Source organism: Flavobacterium sp. I3-2 (assembly GCF_013389595.1).
In the GTDB taxonomy this organism is placed as follows: Bacteria; Bacteroidota; Bacteroidia; order Flavobacteriales; family Flavobacteriaceae; genus Flavobacterium.
Genome location: NZ_CP058306.1, coordinates 770473 through 786525, shown reverse-complemented (window position 1 = coordinate 786525; position 16053 = coordinate 770473). Strand labels below are relative to the sequence as shown.

At 31.8% G+C, this 16053-nt stretch carries 20 protein-coding genes; 5 read left to right on the top strand and 15 right to left on the bottom strand.

What is annotated here, in order from left to right:
- Positions 1-4 precede the first annotated feature (4 nt).
- The 4 genes from HW119_RS03740 to pdxA form a co-directional block, all read right to left on the bottom strand.
- Positions 5-1000 (bottom strand): beta-ketoacyl-ACP synthase III, encoded by a 996-nt coding sequence (locus HW119_RS03740; protein ID WP_177761323.1) that lies wholly within the window; start codon positions 998-1000, stop codon positions 5-7.
- Positions 1001-1172: 172 nt separating this feature from the next.
- Positions 1173-1367: a 50S ribosomal protein L32 gene (rpmF, locus tag HW119_RS03735; RefSeq protein WP_177761322.1), complete on the bottom strand. Its 195-nt coding sequence runs from the start codon at positions 1365-1367 to the stop codon at positions 1173-1175.
- A 9-nt stretch (positions 1368-1376) separates the two neighbouring features.
- A complete protein-coding gene (locus HW119_RS03730) occupies positions 1377-1946 on the bottom strand; it encodes a YceD family protein (protein ID WP_177761321.1) in 570 nt (189 codons plus the stop codon).
- 73 nt (positions 1947-2019) lie between these two features.
- Complete coding sequence (pdxA, locus tag HW119_RS03725; RefSeq protein WP_177761320.1) at positions 2020-3066, bottom strand: 4-hydroxythreonine-4-phosphate dehydrogenase PdxA; 1047 nt, start codon at positions 3064-3066, stop codon at positions 2020-2022.
- 55 nt (positions 3067-3121) lie between these two features.
- On the opposite strand from pdxA, the gene HW119_RS03720 reads away from it, so the two are divergent.
- Positions 3122-3709, top strand: coding sequence for a riboflavin synthase (locus HW119_RS03720; protein ID WP_177761319.1), 588 nt, complete (start codon positions 3122-3124; stop codon positions 3707-3709).
- Positions 3710-3775: 66 nt separating this feature from the next.
- Here HW119_RS03720 and HW119_RS03715 read toward each other — a convergent pair whose 3' ends face one another.
- The 3 genes from HW119_RS03715 to HW119_RS03705 form a co-directional block, all read right to left on the bottom strand.
- A complete protein-coding gene (locus HW119_RS03715) occupies positions 3776-4414 on the bottom strand; it encodes a carbonic anhydrase (RefSeq protein ID WP_177761318.1) in 639 nt (212 codons plus the stop codon).
- A 37-nt stretch (positions 4415-4451) separates the two neighbouring features.
- Positions 4452-6044 carry a SulP family inorganic anion transporter gene (locus tag HW119_RS03710; RefSeq protein ID WP_177761317.1) on the bottom strand — a complete coding sequence of 531 codons (1593 nt, stop codon included), beginning with the start codon at positions 6042-6044 and terminating at the stop codon, positions 4452-4454.
- A gap of 70 nt (positions 6045-6114) precedes the next feature.
- Positions 6115-6429, bottom strand: coding sequence for a hypothetical protein (locus HW119_RS03705; protein WP_177761316.1), 315 nt, complete (start codon positions 6427-6429; stop codon positions 6115-6117).
- Between the two features lie 209 nt (positions 6430-6638).
- Between HW119_RS03705 and HW119_RS03700 the strand changes: the two genes are divergently transcribed.
- From HW119_RS03700 to HW119_RS03685, 4 genes are all read left to right on the top strand, one after another.
- Positions 6639-7535 carry an LD-carboxypeptidase gene (locus HW119_RS03700; RefSeq protein ID WP_177761315.1) on the top strand — a complete coding sequence of 299 codons (897 nt, stop codon included), beginning with the start codon at positions 6639-6641 and terminating at the stop codon, positions 7533-7535.
- Entirely contained in the window at positions 7536-7898 is a 363-nt protein-coding gene (locus HW119_RS03695; RefSeq protein ID WP_177761314.1) for a YraN family protein, read from the top strand. It abuts the gene before it with no gap.
- Between the two features lie 67 nt (positions 7899-7965).
- Complete coding sequence (aspA, locus tag HW119_RS03690; RefSeq protein ID WP_177761313.1) at positions 7966-9360, top strand: aspartate ammonia-lyase; 1395 nt, start codon at positions 7966-7968, stop codon at positions 9358-9360.
- Positions 9357-9740, top strand: coding sequence for a hypothetical protein (locus tag HW119_RS03685; protein ID WP_177761312.1), 384 nt, complete (start codon positions 9357-9359; stop codon positions 9738-9740). Before aspA ends, HW119_RS03685 begins: the two co-directional genes overlap by 4 nt.
- A 56-nt stretch (positions 9741-9796) precedes the next feature.
- On the opposite strand, the gene HW119_RS03680 is transcribed toward HW119_RS03685, so the two are convergent.
- From HW119_RS03680 to hemE, 8 genes are all read right to left on the bottom strand, one after another.
- A complete protein-coding gene (locus HW119_RS03680) occupies positions 9797-10210 on the bottom strand; it encodes a CBS domain-containing protein (RefSeq protein WP_177761311.1) in 414 nt (137 codons plus the stop codon).
- 151 nt (positions 10211-10361) lie between these two features.
- The gene (locus HW119_RS03675) at positions 10362-10751 is read right to left on the bottom strand and encodes a c-type cytochrome (RefSeq protein WP_177761310.1); all 390 of its coding nucleotides are present in this window, start codon (positions 10749-10751) and stop codon (positions 10362-10364) included.
- A 1-nt stretch (position 10752) separates the two neighbouring features.
- Positions 10753-11751 carry a porphobilinogen synthase gene (hemB, locus tag HW119_RS03670; RefSeq protein ID WP_177761309.1) on the bottom strand — a complete coding sequence of 333 codons (999 nt, stop codon included), beginning with the start codon at positions 11749-11751 and terminating at the stop codon, positions 10753-10755.
- A 28-nt stretch (positions 11752-11779) separates the two neighbouring features.
- The gene (locus HW119_RS03665; protein ID WP_177761308.1) at positions 11780-12751 is read right to left on the bottom strand and encodes a DUF4421 family protein; all 972 of its coding nucleotides are present in this window, start codon (positions 12749-12751) and stop codon (positions 11780-11782) included.
- Positions 12739-13644 carry an oxygen-dependent coproporphyrinogen oxidase gene (gene hemF, locus HW119_RS03660; RefSeq protein ID WP_177761307.1) on the bottom strand — a complete coding sequence of 302 codons (906 nt, stop codon included), beginning with the start codon at positions 13642-13644 and terminating at the stop codon, positions 12739-12741. Before hemF ends, HW119_RS03665 begins: the two co-directional genes overlap by 13 nt.
- A gap of 322 nt (positions 13645-13966) precedes the next feature.
- Positions 13967-14326 carry a hypothetical protein gene (locus HW119_RS03655; protein ID WP_177761306.1) on the bottom strand — a complete coding sequence of 120 codons (360 nt, stop codon included), beginning with the start codon at positions 14324-14326 and terminating at the stop codon, positions 13967-13969.
- An 83-nt stretch (positions 14327-14409) separates the two neighbouring features.
- Positions 14410-14958 (bottom strand): transposase, encoded by a 549-nt coding sequence (locus tag HW119_RS03650; RefSeq protein ID WP_177761305.1) that lies wholly within the window; start codon positions 14956-14958, stop codon positions 14410-14412.
- Positions 14959-15015: 57 nt separating this feature from the next.
- Positions 15016-16041, bottom strand: a complete 1026-nt coding sequence (gene hemE / locus HW119_RS03645; RefSeq protein WP_177761304.1) for a uroporphyrinogen decarboxylase — start codon at positions 16039-16041, stop codon at positions 15016-15018.
- Positions 16042-16053: the final 12 nt, after the last annotated feature.

Below are 16053 nucleotides of genomic sequence, written 5' to 3'. Positions count from 1 at the left end.
TTAATTATTTTGTATAAGCCCATTTAAGGTAAATTGAACCCCAAGTGAATCCGCCACCAAAAGCAGCAAAAATTAAATTATCTCCTTTTTTAAATTTATCTTCATAATCAGCAAGTAATAATGGTAGTGTAGCTGAGGTTGTGTTTCCGTATCTATGAATATTTATTAAAACTTTAGATTCGTCCAATTCAATTCTGTTTGCTGTTGCGTCAATGATTCTTTTGTTTGCTTGGTGAGCAATCAACCAATCAATATCATTATTTGTAAGATTATTTCTTTCCATAATCTTTTCGCTGACATCTGCCATTCCAGAAACAGCATATTTGAAAACAGTTTTTCCGTCTTGATGAACGTAATGTTGTCTGTTTTGAACCGTTTCTAATGAAGGAGGTAATAGTGATCCTCCAGCTTCAATTTTAAGAAAATCTCTACCAATACCGTCGCTTTTTAAGATTTCGTCTTGAAGACCTAATCCTTCGTGGTTTGGTTCAAAAAGTACAGCTCCTGCGCCATCACCAAAAATGATACAAGTTGCACGGTCCGTGTAGTCTATAATTGAAGACATTTTATCTGCACCAATTAACAATATTTTTTTGTATCTTCCTGTTTCTATGTATGCAGACGCTGTTGACATTCCGTAAAGAAAACTTGAACATGCAGCTTGTAAATCGTAGGCAAAAGCATTACATGCACCAATTTGTGAAGCAACAAAAACTCCTGTTGATGCTACCGGCATGTCAGGTGTTGTTGTGGCCATAATCACTAAATCTATTTCTTTAGGGTCTATGTTTGATTTTGTTATTAAATCTTGAGCAGCTTTTATTGCCATGTAAGAGGTTCCTTGACCTTCTTCTTTTAATATTCTTCTTTCTTTAATTCCTGTTCTAGAAGTAATCCATTCGTCATTAGTTTCTACCAGTGTCTCTAAAATTGTATTAGATAATACGTACTCTGGTAAATATTTACCAACGGCTGTAATGGCTGCTGTAATCTTTGTCATAAGGGTTTACTTTGTATTTTTTTAAAAGACCAAAAAGTTTCGAAAATTACAAAAAAAAATCGAATTGGACTCTTTTTTTGATTAAAATCATTAAAAAATGGTCTTTTTTGCTTGAATTTGCTTTAAAAAAAAACCCTCACTATTGTGAGAGTTTTATCTTGTATTTCAAAAATTAAGCTACTGCTTCAGTTTTGTCTACTACTACTTGTCCTCTGTAGTATAATTTTCCTTCATGCCAATGAGCTCTGTGGTATAAATGAGCTTCACCAGTTGTTGGGCATGTAGCGATTGTTGGAGCTACAGCTTTGTAATGAGTTCTTCTTTTATCTCTTCTTGTTTTCGAGGTTTTTCTCTTAGGATGTGCCATCTTACAATATTATTTATCCGTTAATAGTTGTTTTAATTTATCCCATCTAGGGTCAATTTTTTTATTTGTGTTCTCGTTTTCGTTTTCAGAAGTTTCAATATCTTCTTCGATTTCAATTTCGTTGTCATCGAAATCTAAAAAGTCTAAATCGTCTTCATCAAGAATGTCTTCTAATAAATTAGGATTCACTCTTTTGTATGGAACAGAAAGAATAATCATTTCGTAAATGTAATGTGCTACGTTTATTTGATATTCTCCGTGAGGAATTATTAATAATTCTTCGTTGTCGTTGTTGTATTCCTCGCCAAATTTAACTATTAAATTTAGATTTCCTTCTATTTCTAAATCAAAATCTTCATTTGTTACGTCGCAAGGTACATTAACTGTTCCTTTGTGATTAAATGATAATTCGAGCATTGTAGCTTTTTTGTTTAAAACTAAGTCTACATTTACGTCAACTTCATTGTAATCTTCATAATCAAGTAAATCAAAAAAAGATTTGTTGATATGATATTCAAATTGATGTTTTCCGTCTTTTAATCCTATAAAAGGAATTAAAAAATCTTTTTCAGTTACCATAACGGATCTATTTGAGCGTGCAAAGATAAAAAAATATTATTATATCGAATGTGTTATCAACATTTTTTTGTTATTAATTTTTTTTAGCCTCGTATAATGGGGCTTCGATGCTTTTTAAATACGCGTTTCTATTTTTATAAATGTCTAAAGCTGTGTAGATGGCTTGGGTAAATGAGGTTGAATTTGCAATTCCTTTACCGGCTATGTCGTAAGCAGTGCCGTGGTCTGGTGATGTACGAATCTTTTCTAAACCAGCGGTGTAGTTTACGCCTTCGCCAAATGACAATGATTTAAAAGGAATTAATCCTTGGTCGTGATAGCAAGCTACTACAGCATCGTAATTATTGTATTGTTCTGAACCAAAAAACGCGTCGGCAGAAAATGGTCCGTTTACAATATAACCGTCGTTTAATAATTCTTTTATCGTAGGAAAGATTATTTCAATTTCTTCTTTTCCAATTACTCCATTATCTCCGCTGTGTGGATTTAAACCTAAAATAGCAATTTTTGGTTTAATGATATTAAAGTCTTGTATTAAGCTTTGGTTAATTGTTTTTATTTTTTGTTTGATTAATTCTGGTGTAATTGCTTTTGCAACTTCATTTAAGGGTAGATGGTCGGTTAATAATCCAACTCTAAGATTGTCAGAAACCATTAACATTAGTGCATTACCTTCTATTTCTTGATTTAAATAGTCGGTGTGTCCAGGAAAATGAAATTCTTCTGACTGGATGTTGTATTTATTTATCGGTGCAGTTACTAAAACATCGATTTCGTTATTTTTTAAAGCTTCTGTTGCTGCGATAAATGATTTTATTGCGTACTTTCCGACTTTGTCATCTAAATGTCCGATTTCTAAATTAACACCTTCTTTCCAAGTATTGATGACGTTTATTTTTCCTAATTGAATTTGGTCAATTGAATCTATTGCATGAAGTGATAAGGTGCAACCAACTAATTTCTTAATAAATGAAATTAATTTTGCGTTTGCGAAAATAACTGGAGTACAAAGTTCCATCATTCGAATATCTTCTAATGATTTTAAAATAACTTCTGGACCAATACCGTTCATGTCTCCGATTGAAATTCCTACAATTATATTTTCTCCTTTTTTACACATGATTAATTTTAATTATTGCTAATTTTGCTACAAATTTAGTAAAATAATTCAAGATATGTTTACTGGTATAGTTGAAACCTTTGGTGAGATTAAAGAAATTATTCACGAGAATGGAAATGTTCATTTATTTGTGGATGCTAAAATAACGAATGAACTTAAAATTGACCAAAGTGTTGCTCATAATGGAGTTTGTTTAACTGTTGTTGAAATAAACGGTGCTATTTATAAAGTTACTGCAATTAAAGAAACTATTGATAAAACAACCATTGGTGAATGGAAGGTTGGTCATTTGGTTAATCTAGAACGCGCAATGTTATTAGGAGCGCGTTTAGATGGTCATATTGTTCAAGGTCATGTTGACCAAACAGGAAAATGTATTCAAATTGAAGATGCTAACGGAAGTACGTATTTTACTTTTGAGTACGATTTTGAAAAAAATAATATTACAATCGAGAAAGGTTCAATAACTATTGATGGTACAAGTTTGACAGTTGTGAATTCAGGAAAAAATACGTTTAGTGTTGCTATTATACCATATACGTTAGAAAATACTTTGTTTAAAACTTATAAAGTTGGGTCTGAAGTAAATTTAGAATTCGATGTTGTTGGTAAATATGTTTCTAAACTAATGAGTTTAAAATAAAAAGTGATTCATTAAAAAATCCTGCTCAATTAAAATTGAAGCAGGATTTTTAACTAAGAAATAAAATTAATCGTGTAATTCTTCTTTTAAGAACTCAACTTCACCGTTATCAACGTTGTAGTAAGCTCCTGCGATTCCAATTTCACCCTGAGCGAATAATTCTTTTAAAACATCACTTTGTTCTAAAATTGCGTCCATGGTATGGATAACATTGTGGTTTGCAACTGCTTCAATGAATTCTGTAGATGATTGTTCAACACCTGGCATTTCTTCTTTAACTTCGTTGATAGAAACATCAAATTTCTTTAAAACGTCACCTAATTTACCTGGCGCACCACCTTTACAAGCTCCTGTTGCAGCTCCACATTTACTGTGTCCTAAAACTAAGATAACTTTTGTACCAACGTGTTTACAAGCGTATTCCATACTTCCAATCATGTCGTCAGTTAAAATATTTCCGGCAACTCGTAAACTAAAAATATCTCCAATTCCTTGGTCAAAAACTAGTTCAGAAGATGTACGGCTATCCATACAACTTAAAATAATTGCAAACGGAAATTGCCCATCTTTAGTGTCGTTAACTTGACTTAATAAATTTCTGTTTACTTTTAAGTTATTGATAAAACGTTGGTTACCTTCTTTTAAAAATTGGATTGCTTTAGCTGGTGTCATTGTTGCTAAAGTTTCTGCTGTATGTGCTTTCATAATGATATTATTCTTTAAAATTAAATTTAGTAGCTAATTAAATAGCACCATTGTGTGTAATGTTGATGTGTGAATTTTTGTCTGCTGCGTATTCTTTGTACGATGTTTTAAATCCGACTAAATTCACTGTAATGTTTTCTTCTTTGGCTCTTACGTTTGCAAAATCCTGAATCAATTCTAAAACATCGGTTGTGATATATGAAGTTCCTGAAGCATCAATAGTAACTTTAGAACCTGGTTTTACGTTCTTGATTGTTTTTTTGATTGCAGCTTTGTTTAAAAACGAAACTTCTTCGGCTAATTTGATTGTGAAATCATCTGTTTCATTTAATTCTTCACGGCTTAAATAATAAGCACGTTTCATGTTTCCTTGTAAGATGTAAATGATAGAGATTAATAATCCAATTCCAACTCCTTTTAATAAATCTGTAAAAACTACTGCTAAAACAGTTGCCAAAAATGGAATGAATTGATATTTACCATTATGCCAGAAATGCATAAATGTCGCTGGTTTTGCTAATTTGTATCCAACTAAAATTAAAACCGCTGCTAAAGTTGCAAGTGGAATTAAGTTTAAGATAAATGGAATTGAAATCACGCAAACCAATAATAATACTCCGTGAATGATTGCTGACATTTTAGAAGTTGCTCCTGCGTTTGCGTTTGCAGAACTACGTACAACTACCGATGTCATTGGTAAACCTCCGATTACAGAACTAATTAAATTTCCAATTCCTTGTGCTTTTAATTCTAAGTTTGTGTCGGTAATTCTACGTTTAACGTCTAAACGGTCGGAAGCTTCGATACATAATAAAGTTTCAATTGAAGCTACAATCGCAATCGTTGCTCCAACAATCCAAACTTGTGGATTAGCAAAACCTCCAAAATCAGGAATCGTAATTAAATTTTTAAAATCTTCTGCTGTTTGCGGAACGGGTAATGTAACCAAATGTTCAGAAGAAATTGCTAATGAACTTCCGGTTGAAATAAACAATTGATTTAATAAAATACCTGCAACAACAGCAACAAGTGCACCTGGAAGCATTTTGATTTTCTTTAATGCAGCAACATTGTCCCATGTTAATAGAATTGCCATTGAAACTAAGGTTACAACAATTGCTCCTGTGTGAACTGAAGAAAACAATTCTGAGAAGTACGACATGTTAAAACCATCGTCAAACAAAGTTTGGTTTCCTTCGTAATCTTTGTCGAATCCTAAAGCATGAGGAATTTGTTTTAATACAATGATAATTCCGATACCTGCAAGCATTCCTTCGATAACGTTATTCGGGAAATAATTTGAAATACTTCCAGCACGAATAAATCCTAAAACCAATTGAATGATTCCGGCGATTAAACCAGCTGTTAAAAACAATTCAAAAGTTCCTAATTCGGTAATTGCTGAAACGATAATTGCAGTTAATCCTGCTGCAGGACCGGTAACACTAATGTTTGAATTACTGATAAATCCTACAACAATTCCACCAATAATTCCAGAAATAATACCTGATAAAGGAGGTGCCCCAGATGCTAAAGCAATTCCAAGACATAATGGTAAGGCTACTAAAAAGACAACCAAACCTGGGGCGAAATTTTGAGAAATTCCGCTCGTAATATTTTTAAAGTTCATTTAATTTTTGTTAAGTTAAAACATAAGTGGTGTATCCGAGTATGTGAAATATCGGATAAAGCGTGTTAACTTAAACTAATTCGGGAGGTGGTGAAGGAATTTTTAAAACCAAATCATCATTGATTGAATAAATTGTAACCGTAGCAAATTCATTCATGTATTTAGATTCGGAATCCCAAAATGGAGTGAAGAAATTTGATAAATATTTCAAATCTTCTTCTTCAGAGAAAGAATTTCCCTTCTTGTTTGAATTATGTGTTTCTTCTTCTTCAGACATAGAAACACTAGATGTAGGTAAATCTATATCTAACACCGCTGCAACAGTCGGTGCTGACATAAAATTCATAAAAAAGAATAGTAATAAAATATTTATTGCTTTTACCATACTGCTAAATTAATTCATAATTTTAAAAGTAAGTACTAACTTTAAAAAAAATAAGAAAAAATTAACGCGAATTATTGTGTGTTTAATAGATCTGGGATTAAAAAGAATTATATCTAAAATTATTTTCTTTTTTTTGTTTACTGCATAAATTTTAGAGTAAAAAGATATTGCTTTACATTTGTAAATACATTAAAAGATGATTTTACAAGATGAAAACTTCAAATTATTTAAAAACAGGCGATAAAGTTGCGATAGTTTGTACCGCTCGAAAATTTTCTACTCAGGATGCGCAACCTGCAATCGAATTGCTAAAAAGCTGGAATTTAGTTCCTGTTTTGGGTACGACTATCGATTTAGATAATTTTCAATTAGGAGGTTCAGATGAAGAACGTGCAGCAGATTTCCAAATGCAATTAGATAATCCTGAAATTAAAGCTATTTGGATAGCTCGTGGCGGATATGGTTCGGTTCGAATTATCGATAAACTGAACTTTGATAAATTTATTGAAAACCCAAAATGGATTGTTGGTTTTAGTGATATTACGATTTTTCATTCGCATGTAAATACTTTGGACGTTTCTACAATCCACGGAATTATGCCATTTACGGTTCCGAATACCATCGAAACTTCAATCGAATCGTTACGTAAAGCTTTATTTGGAGAATCACTTTCGTACCAAATTCCTTCACAAATATATAATCGTGTTGGAAAAGCGACAGGCGAATTGGTAGGAGGAAATTTATCGATTATTTATAGTTTATTAGGTTCAAAATCGAGCATAGATACAAACGGTAAAATATTGTATATCGAAGATTTAGATGAATATTTATATCACATCGACCGGATGATGCAAAACCTAAAGCGAAATGGTTATTTCGATAATTTAAAAGGTTTGATTGTTGGTGGAATGACGGACATGCACGATAATTCGATTCCGTTTGGATTAGATGTAGTTGGAATTATTAAAGAGGTAACTTCTGAATATGATTTTCCGATTTGTTTCGATTTTCCGGCTGGTCATATAAAAGATAATCGTGCGTTGCGTTTAGGTCAGCAAGTTTCTTTAGAAGTTACCGAAAATCAAGTCGAATTAAATTTTTTGTAAATGGCAGAGCATAACGATTTAGGACAATTGGGAGAAGATTTAGCTGTTTCTTTTTTAGAAGAAAAGCAATACCAAATTTTGGAACGAAATTACCGTTTTCAAAAAGCCGAAATCGATATCATTGCTCAAATAGAAGATGTTTTGGTAGTTGTTGAGGTAAAAACCAGAACATCTGTTGCGTTTGGTTTACCGCAAGATTTTATCAAACCAGCAAAAATAAAATTACTTGTAAAAGCAATTAATCAATATATCGTAGATAAAGATTTAAATCTAAATGTTCGATTTGATATTGTTGCGATTCATAAAAACACAAAAGGTATTTTTGATATTGAACATATCGAAGATGCCTTTTATCATTTCTGAAAAAAGTAGAAAAGTTTTCTGTACCTATCTGCTTTTTCGTATCTTAGGTAAAAAATATAACTAAGTTATGGAAGACTTTAGAATTGAATCTGATTTATTAGGCGAACTTCAAGTGCCAATTAATTCGTATTATGGTGTGCAAACCCAGCGTGCTGTTAATAATTTTCAAATATCCAATCATAAATTATCCGATTATAAAGAATTTGTTCGTGCATTAGGAGTTGTAAAACTTGGTGCGGCAAAGGCTAATTTTAAATTGGGATTATTGTCTGAAGAGATTTATAAATCCATTGAATTTGCTTCGAACGAATTGATTCAAGGTCGTTATTTTGATGAGTTTCCGGTAGATATGATTCAAGGCGGAGCGGGAACTTCTGTAAATATGAATGCGAATGAAGTTATTGCAAACATCGCTTTAGAATTCATGGGAAAAGCGAAAGGCGATTATGCTTTTTGTTCACCTAATGACCACGTAAATTTATCACAATCTACCAACGATGCATATCCAACAGCATTAAAGTTGGCGTTGTTTGATATGAATAAACAATTGATACTTGCTTTAGAAAAACTATTTTTTGCATTTGATAAAAAGGCAGAAGAATTTCGTGAATTTATTAAAATGGGACGCACGCAACTTCAAGATGCTGTTCCAATGACTTTAGGTCAAGAATTTGAAGGATTTGCAATCACACTTAAAAAAGAAATTATTGCATTAAGACGTGTGAGTTTGTCATTCTTAGAAACAAATATGGGCGCAACTGCAATCGGAACAGGTTTGAACGCTGCTCCAGGTTATGCCGAATTATGTACCAAAGAAATTGCAGAAATTTTAAATGAACCAGTTGTTCTTGCAGAAAATTTGGTCGAAGCAACTTCCGATACGAGTGCATTTGTTGAATATTCGGGTTCGTTAAAAAAACTGAGTATCAAACTTTCTAAAATTTGTAACGATTTACGATTGTTAGCTTCAGGACCTCGAACAGGTTTATTCGAAATTAATTTGCCACCAAAACAACCTGGGTCTTCAATCATGCCTGGAAAAGTAAATCCGGTAATTCCAGAAGTCGTAAATCAAGTGTGTTTTAAAGTTATTGGAAATGATTTAACCGTTGCATTTGCTGCCGAAGCTGGTCAATTGCAATTAAATGTAATGGAGCCGATTATTGGCTTTTCGATTATGGAGTCGATTCAATATTTAACTAATGCCATGGAAACTTTACGTAAAGAATGTATCGATGGAATTACAGCTAATGCAGAGCATCTTAAAAAAGAAGTTCAAAATAGTATTGGAATTGTTACAGCTTTAAATCCGCATATTGGATATAAAGCAAGTACTAAAATTGCCAAACAAGCTTTAGAAACTGGTGAAAGTGTTTATCAATTGGTTTTAGAACAGAATTTGTTGAGTAAAGAACAATTAGATGAAATATTAAATCCTAAAAATATGTTAGGTCCGATATGAAAAATGTAATTCTTCTATTTTGTTTCATTTTTAATTTTGGATATGCTCAAAAGCAAATAACAGAATCAAATGATGTTATTTCAACCCCTGTTTTAAGTAAATCAAGACCACTTGAATATGATATTTCTGATTGGAGTGATTCTATGAAGAATGATATGAAAAAGAAATGGAATTTGAATTTTTCTAAAGTTTTACTAAGATTTATCATTGAGGAAAATGGTACTATCTCAACTTTGAATGTGAGTTCTAAAGAATGGATTCCAACAGAGCATGATATTTCGGAATTGTTAAACATGATTAACTCTAAAGGGAAGTGGATTCCGAGTACCGTAAATAATCAAATTTCAAAAACAAGATATAGCATTTTGCTTACCTTTTGAATATATGTAATAAAACCTCCAGATTTTCTGGAGGTTTTATTTTTATTCTAAATTTTTTAATACTGGTCCAATAAATATTTTACCAAATCGGTTGTTGTTACAATTCCAACAATTTCATCGTTATCAACAACAGGAAGCGAGTGGAAGCTTTGGTTGTAAAAAATTTCAGCAACATCTTTGATATTGGTTTCAGCAGTTACTGTAATTGGATTTTTTACCATAACATCTTTCAATTCAAACGTGTCGTAAATTGCGTTTAACGTTTCAGGATGACTTTCGCTTGCTCCAAAACCTAGTTTTTGCACATCATTTTTACTAATTACACCAATGATTTTTGAACCGTCAACTACAGGAATATGTCGAATACCGTATTCGTTAAAAAGTTGATTCACTTCGCTGATTTTTTTTGTCGGATTAACCACAATTAAAGCTTTTGCCATAATTTGAGAAACGGGAACTCTTTGTTTCATATCTATTTTAGTTTTAAAGTTTTCTGTATGACAAAATTCCGAAATTAATAGTTAAATTTAACTGATATTTATTAGTGTTAAATTGAATAAAATATTGTATCTTAATGTGTTATAAATAAAAAAAAACCGAGCGTTAACTCGGTTACAATTTTTATAAGCTCATCATATAAGCTTCTAATGATTTTATTTCTTCGTCAGAAAATGTTTTGATGATAGCAAAATTTGTTTTCATAACTTCATATTGCGAAGGGTCAACAATCGGTTCTGATTTTTGACGTAAAAAATCAAAAATAGAAGCGTTTTGTTCTTTGTATATTTTTGCAATTTCTTTAATGCTTGGTCCAATTACTTTTTTGTCTGGTAAATGGCAAGTCGCACAAGCAGCTTTGTTACTTTCGAACAATTCTTTTCCGTTGGCTATCGTTTTTTCTTCAGCAGATAAAGTAGTTTCTGGATACAAATTTTCTTCTTTTTTTTCTTCTTTACTTCCACAAGAAACTAAAGAAATAGCTAATAAAGCTAAGGTTAAAAATTGTTTCATATTATTTTTGGTTTAGTAAAATTGCAGCTTCTTTAGCAAAATAAGTTGAAATTAAACTTGCTCCTGCGCGTTTAATACACATCAATTGCTCCATCATAATTTTATCGTGGTCTAACCAACCTTTTTCTGCGGCAGCTTTAATCATTGCATATTCACCAGAAACATGGTAAACAGCAACCGGAATATTTACATGGTCTTTTACTTCACGAACGATATCTAAATAAGCAGTTCCGGGTTTAACCATGACCATATCAGCACCTTCTTCAGCATCCCAAACGGCTTCTTTTATAGCTTCAATGCGGTTTGCATAATCCATTTGGTATGTTTTTTTATCTTTTGGGACTACTTCTCCCGTTTCTTTAGGTGCAGAATCCAAAGCGTCACGGAAAGGTCCGTAAAATGCAGAAGCATATTTTGCTGAATAACTCATAATTCCTACGTTTACAAAACCAGCTGCATCTAAACCTTGGCGCATACGTAAAATTCGACCGTCCATCATATCCGATGGGGCAACAAAATCAGCGCCAGCTTCGGCATGCGAAACCGACATTTTTACTAAAGCTTCAACCGTAGAGTCGTTTTCGATATCTCCGTTTTTTATAATTCCGTCATGTCCGTACATTGAATATGGGTCTAAAGCAACATCTGGCATCACAATCATTTCTGGGACAGCTGATTTAATTGCACGAATTGTACGTTGCATTAATCCGTCTGAGTTCCAAGCTTCTTTACCTGTGTTGTCTTTTAAATCGTCGCTAACTTTAACGTATATATTTACAGCACGAATTCCTAAATCGAATATTTCTTTAACTTCTTTTACGGTTAAATCTATTGAACGACGAAAAATCCCTGGCATTGAAGGAATTTCGATTTCTTGGTTTTCACCTTCCACAATAAACATTGGGAACATAAAATCTGCTGGACTTAAACTTGTTTCACGAACCAAACTTCTAATAGATTCGTTTTGTCTTAATCTTCTACCTCTGTGTAATGGAAACATAATTTTTATTTTTTTTCTAATTGTTTGATTATAAACTTTTAGTTTCTTTTTTTATTTTTTTCTGAATAAAATTGTACGTGTCGTCATAAAGTTTTTTTGCCTTTTTTGGCGGGTCAAATCTAAATCCTACGGCAACTAAAGCATTTAAAGATGTGTCGTCTAAGCGTGCTCTGTTTTCATTAAAGATAAAATTTGTATTGTTTACTTCTAAATAACTATAAAAAGAAGTTGTATTGTATCCCAGTTTTGAATTGAAAATGACCTGACAAACAGGCGATGTTTTTTTATTATGAATTTCAACTCCTGCACCAACACCAGCACCACCTGATAAAAATACTCTTTTGTCAATTACCCAAGTATAATAATAGGATGGCGTTAATGAAAAACTATACATTTCTAAATTAAAGTCTGCTTTATCATCTTTGTTTTCAAAACTTGTATAAAAAAACGAAAAGTTAGGAACAAAACTTCCAGCACTTTTTATTTGCCATTGGTTTTGATTGAATAATGCAGAAAACGAAAATTTATCATTAAATACGTACGATGTTGTTCCGCCAATTTTAATCGACCTAAATGAAGGTAAATACAAACTTTTGTCGTCTAGAAATTCTGTAAAAAATCCTTTTTGTTTAACAAAACTTACTGATTGATACCATTTTTTATGATTGAATCTGTAACTAAAATTAAAATTACTCGCTTTGTATTTGTCTGCATTTGATTTAAAAAACCAAGGTGTGTATCCGAATGAAATATCTATCATTTTATAAGTCAATCCAAAAGTAATCTGATTTTTAATATTTGGATAAAACTCTAAATTATGTTTGTTTTCTTCGATTTGTTGGCTTAAAACAAATGACTCTGTATTGCTTTGAAAGCTTGCGCTAACGATGACTTTTTCTGCGTAAGAAACCATATACGGATCTAACGAATCTTTTTGAGCAAAGCTTTGTTGACTAAATAAGCAAATAAATAAAATATGTATCCAAATTAGTTTAACCATTCTTTAGGTTTTGCTAAAACTTTAATTAATTTTTCTTCTTGACTTCCTGATTCCGGTTGGTGATCGTAAACCCATTGCACATGCGGTGGCAAGCTCATTAATATCGATTCGATTCGACCGTTGGTTTTTAATCCGAAAATAGTTCCTTTGTCGTGAACTAAATTGAATTCGACATAACGACCACGACGAATTTCTTGCCACGTTCTGTTTGCTTCTGTAAAAGGTAAATCTTTTCTTCTTTCTACAATCGGAACGTAAGATTCCAAGAAACTGTTTCCAACCTCTGTTACAAAGTTGTACCAATCTTCCATTGACATTTCTTCCGTTTCAACTAAATGGTCAAAAAACAAACCTCCAACTCCACGAGCCTCGTTTCTGTGTGCATTCCAAAAATATTCGTCACAAACTTTTTTATATTTCGGATAAAAAGCTTCGTTATGCTTATCACAAACGGTTTTACACACTTGGTGAAAATGAATCGCATCTTCATCAAATAAATAATACGGAGTTAAATCTTGTCCGCCACCAAACCATGAACCTACTTTGTTTCCTTCTTTGTCATACATTTCAAAATAACGCCAATTTGCGTGAACCGTCGGAACCATTGGGTTTTTAGGATGAATAACTAAACTTAATCCACATGCAAAGAAATCGACATCGCCAACGTTGAATGCTTTTTGCATGGTTTCTGGTAAATGTCCGTGAACAGCAGAAATGTTTACTCCTCCTTTTTCAAAAACGGCTCCGTTTTCAATAACACGAGTTCTGCCGCCACCACCTTCAGGGCGTTCCCATAAATCTTCTTGAAATTTTGCTACGCCATCAACTGCTTCTAATTTTGAAGTGATGGTGTCTTGTAATTGTAATATATATTGATAAAATTTATCTTTCATTTTTTGATAGTATTGAGATACTAGATTTTAGTAATAAGTTTTAAATTATGAAAATACGAAAATTGAATAAATGAAATACATTAATAGTAACCAACCAAAATCTGTATAGAAAGATTTCCATTTAGCTTTATTTAAAATTCCCATTATCAACAAACATGGGGGAACGATATAAAAACTTAATAAGAAATGTGCAAAAAATTTTGATACCAAATAATGATTATTTAGTACATCATTTGTGTAAAAAAAGACAATACCTTTTAAAATCCAAATTAGATTTGGAATTAGTATAAGATAATTGTATTTATTATCAACTTTAAACAACTTATAATTTTCCTATTTTATTCATAATTTCAAACGAAAACATTTTACTTTCGTTTAAAATAAATTGATACAAATGTTTGGCTTTTTCTTTTAAAATTGGATTCGGTTGCTTTTTTTCAAAACCTACTAAAATATCAGCAAAAGTTTCCATTTGTTCCCAAGGCCATTCGTTTTCTATGAACTTTTGAAACAAAACTTTTTCATCTCCGTTTAAAATTTCATCTTGTGAAAATCCGCTTTCTTCAATGGTTTCCCAAAATAAAGCTTCATTCCAATTATCAGGTACAAATGTAATTCCAGATAAACGTTGTAATATGGAATTTAATCTTTGTTGAATTTCGTCTTTTTTACTTGTAAGCATTTTTATTGTTTTTAGCTTTTATCCTGCAAGGTTTATGGAACCTTGTAGGTATTAAAGTTAGCGATTATCTATTAAAATCTGAATTATTCAAGTGTATAATTTTCTGTTAAGATATCTGATGTGATTTTATGAGAATTTATGAAATTTGCTTTGTCAGAAAACAATTCTATTACTTTAGCTCTTTCTAGTTTAGTTTTCTTTTCAGATAAAAAAGCTTGATATGATGAAAATCTATAATCTTCAAAATTTAAATCTAGATGATGCTTAGGGTTTCTATGAATGTAAATGATTAAGTTTTTTAAATAAATTTCATTTTCTAATTTGATTCTCTTGAAATGTTTTTCAAATAAACTTCCTGTTCGATTTTCTTGTTTATTTAAAGCTTTAGCATAACCATTAAATACATTCGATAGTTTCTGGACGACTTTATCTTCATTTAAAATTTTAATTAAAAAATGGAAATGATTATCCATTAAACAATAAGCATAAATTTCTATCGTATCTTCTAAATGTGTTTTTATTTTATTTAAAAAATATTGTTTGTTTTCATCGTGTTTAAAAATATTACAACCATCTATTCCACGATTATAAATGTGGTAAAGACATTCGTTTTGTAATATTTCTAACTTCATTAAATTCAATTTTAAAAAAGAATCCTACAAGGTTTTTAAAACCTTGCAGGATTAGTCCTATTTATTATATTCTTTCACAGCTTCAATAAACGCTTTAGCGTGATCAACTGGGATATTTGGTAAGATTCCGTGCCCAAGGTTTACCACTAATTTGTCTTTTCCGAATTCATCAATCATTTCATGAACCATTTTCTTAATTGTCGGAATCGGAGAAAGTAATCTAGATGGGTCAAAGTTACCTTGAAGTGTGATGTCGTTTCCTGCAAACAAACGCGCATTTTTAGGAGAACAAGTCCAATCAACACCTAAAGCAGATGCTTTTGATTTTGCCATATCGCCTAAAGCGAACCAACAACCTTTTCCAAAAACAATAACTTCAGTTTCTTCTGCTAAAGCTTCTACAATTTGATTGATGTATTTCCAAGAGAATTCTTGATAATCAACAGGAGAAAGCATTCCTCCCCAAGAGTCAAAAATTTGAACAGCATCAACACCCGCTTTTACTTTTTCTTTTAAGTAAGCAATCGTTGTGTCTGTGATTTTTTGTAATAAAACGTGAGCTGCTTCTGGTTGAGAGAAACAGAATCCTTTAGCTTTATCAAAGCTTTTAGAACCTTGTCCTTCAACTGCGTAACAGAAAATTGTCCAAGGAGAACCTGCAAAACCAATTAATGGTACTTCATCGTTCAACATTTCTTTAGTTATTTTAATGGCTTCCATAACATAACCTAAAGTTTCTTGAATATCCGGAACAATTACTTGCTCAACATCTTGTGCTGTACGAATTGGATTTGGTAAAAACGGTCCAACGTTTTCTTTCATTAAAACTTCAATGTTCATCGCTTGTGGAACAACTAAAATATCCGAGAATAAAATAGCTGCATCAGATTTTACGATGTTGATTGGTTGAACAGTGATTTCTGCAGCAATTTCGGGCATTCTACAACGAGTAAAAAAATCGTACTTGTCGCGTAATGCACGGAATTCTGGTAAGTATCTACCTGCTTGACGCATCATCCAAACTGGAGGTCTTTCAACAGATTCTCCTTTTAAAGCTCTTAGAAATAAATCGTTTTTTAACATATCTTCTGTTTG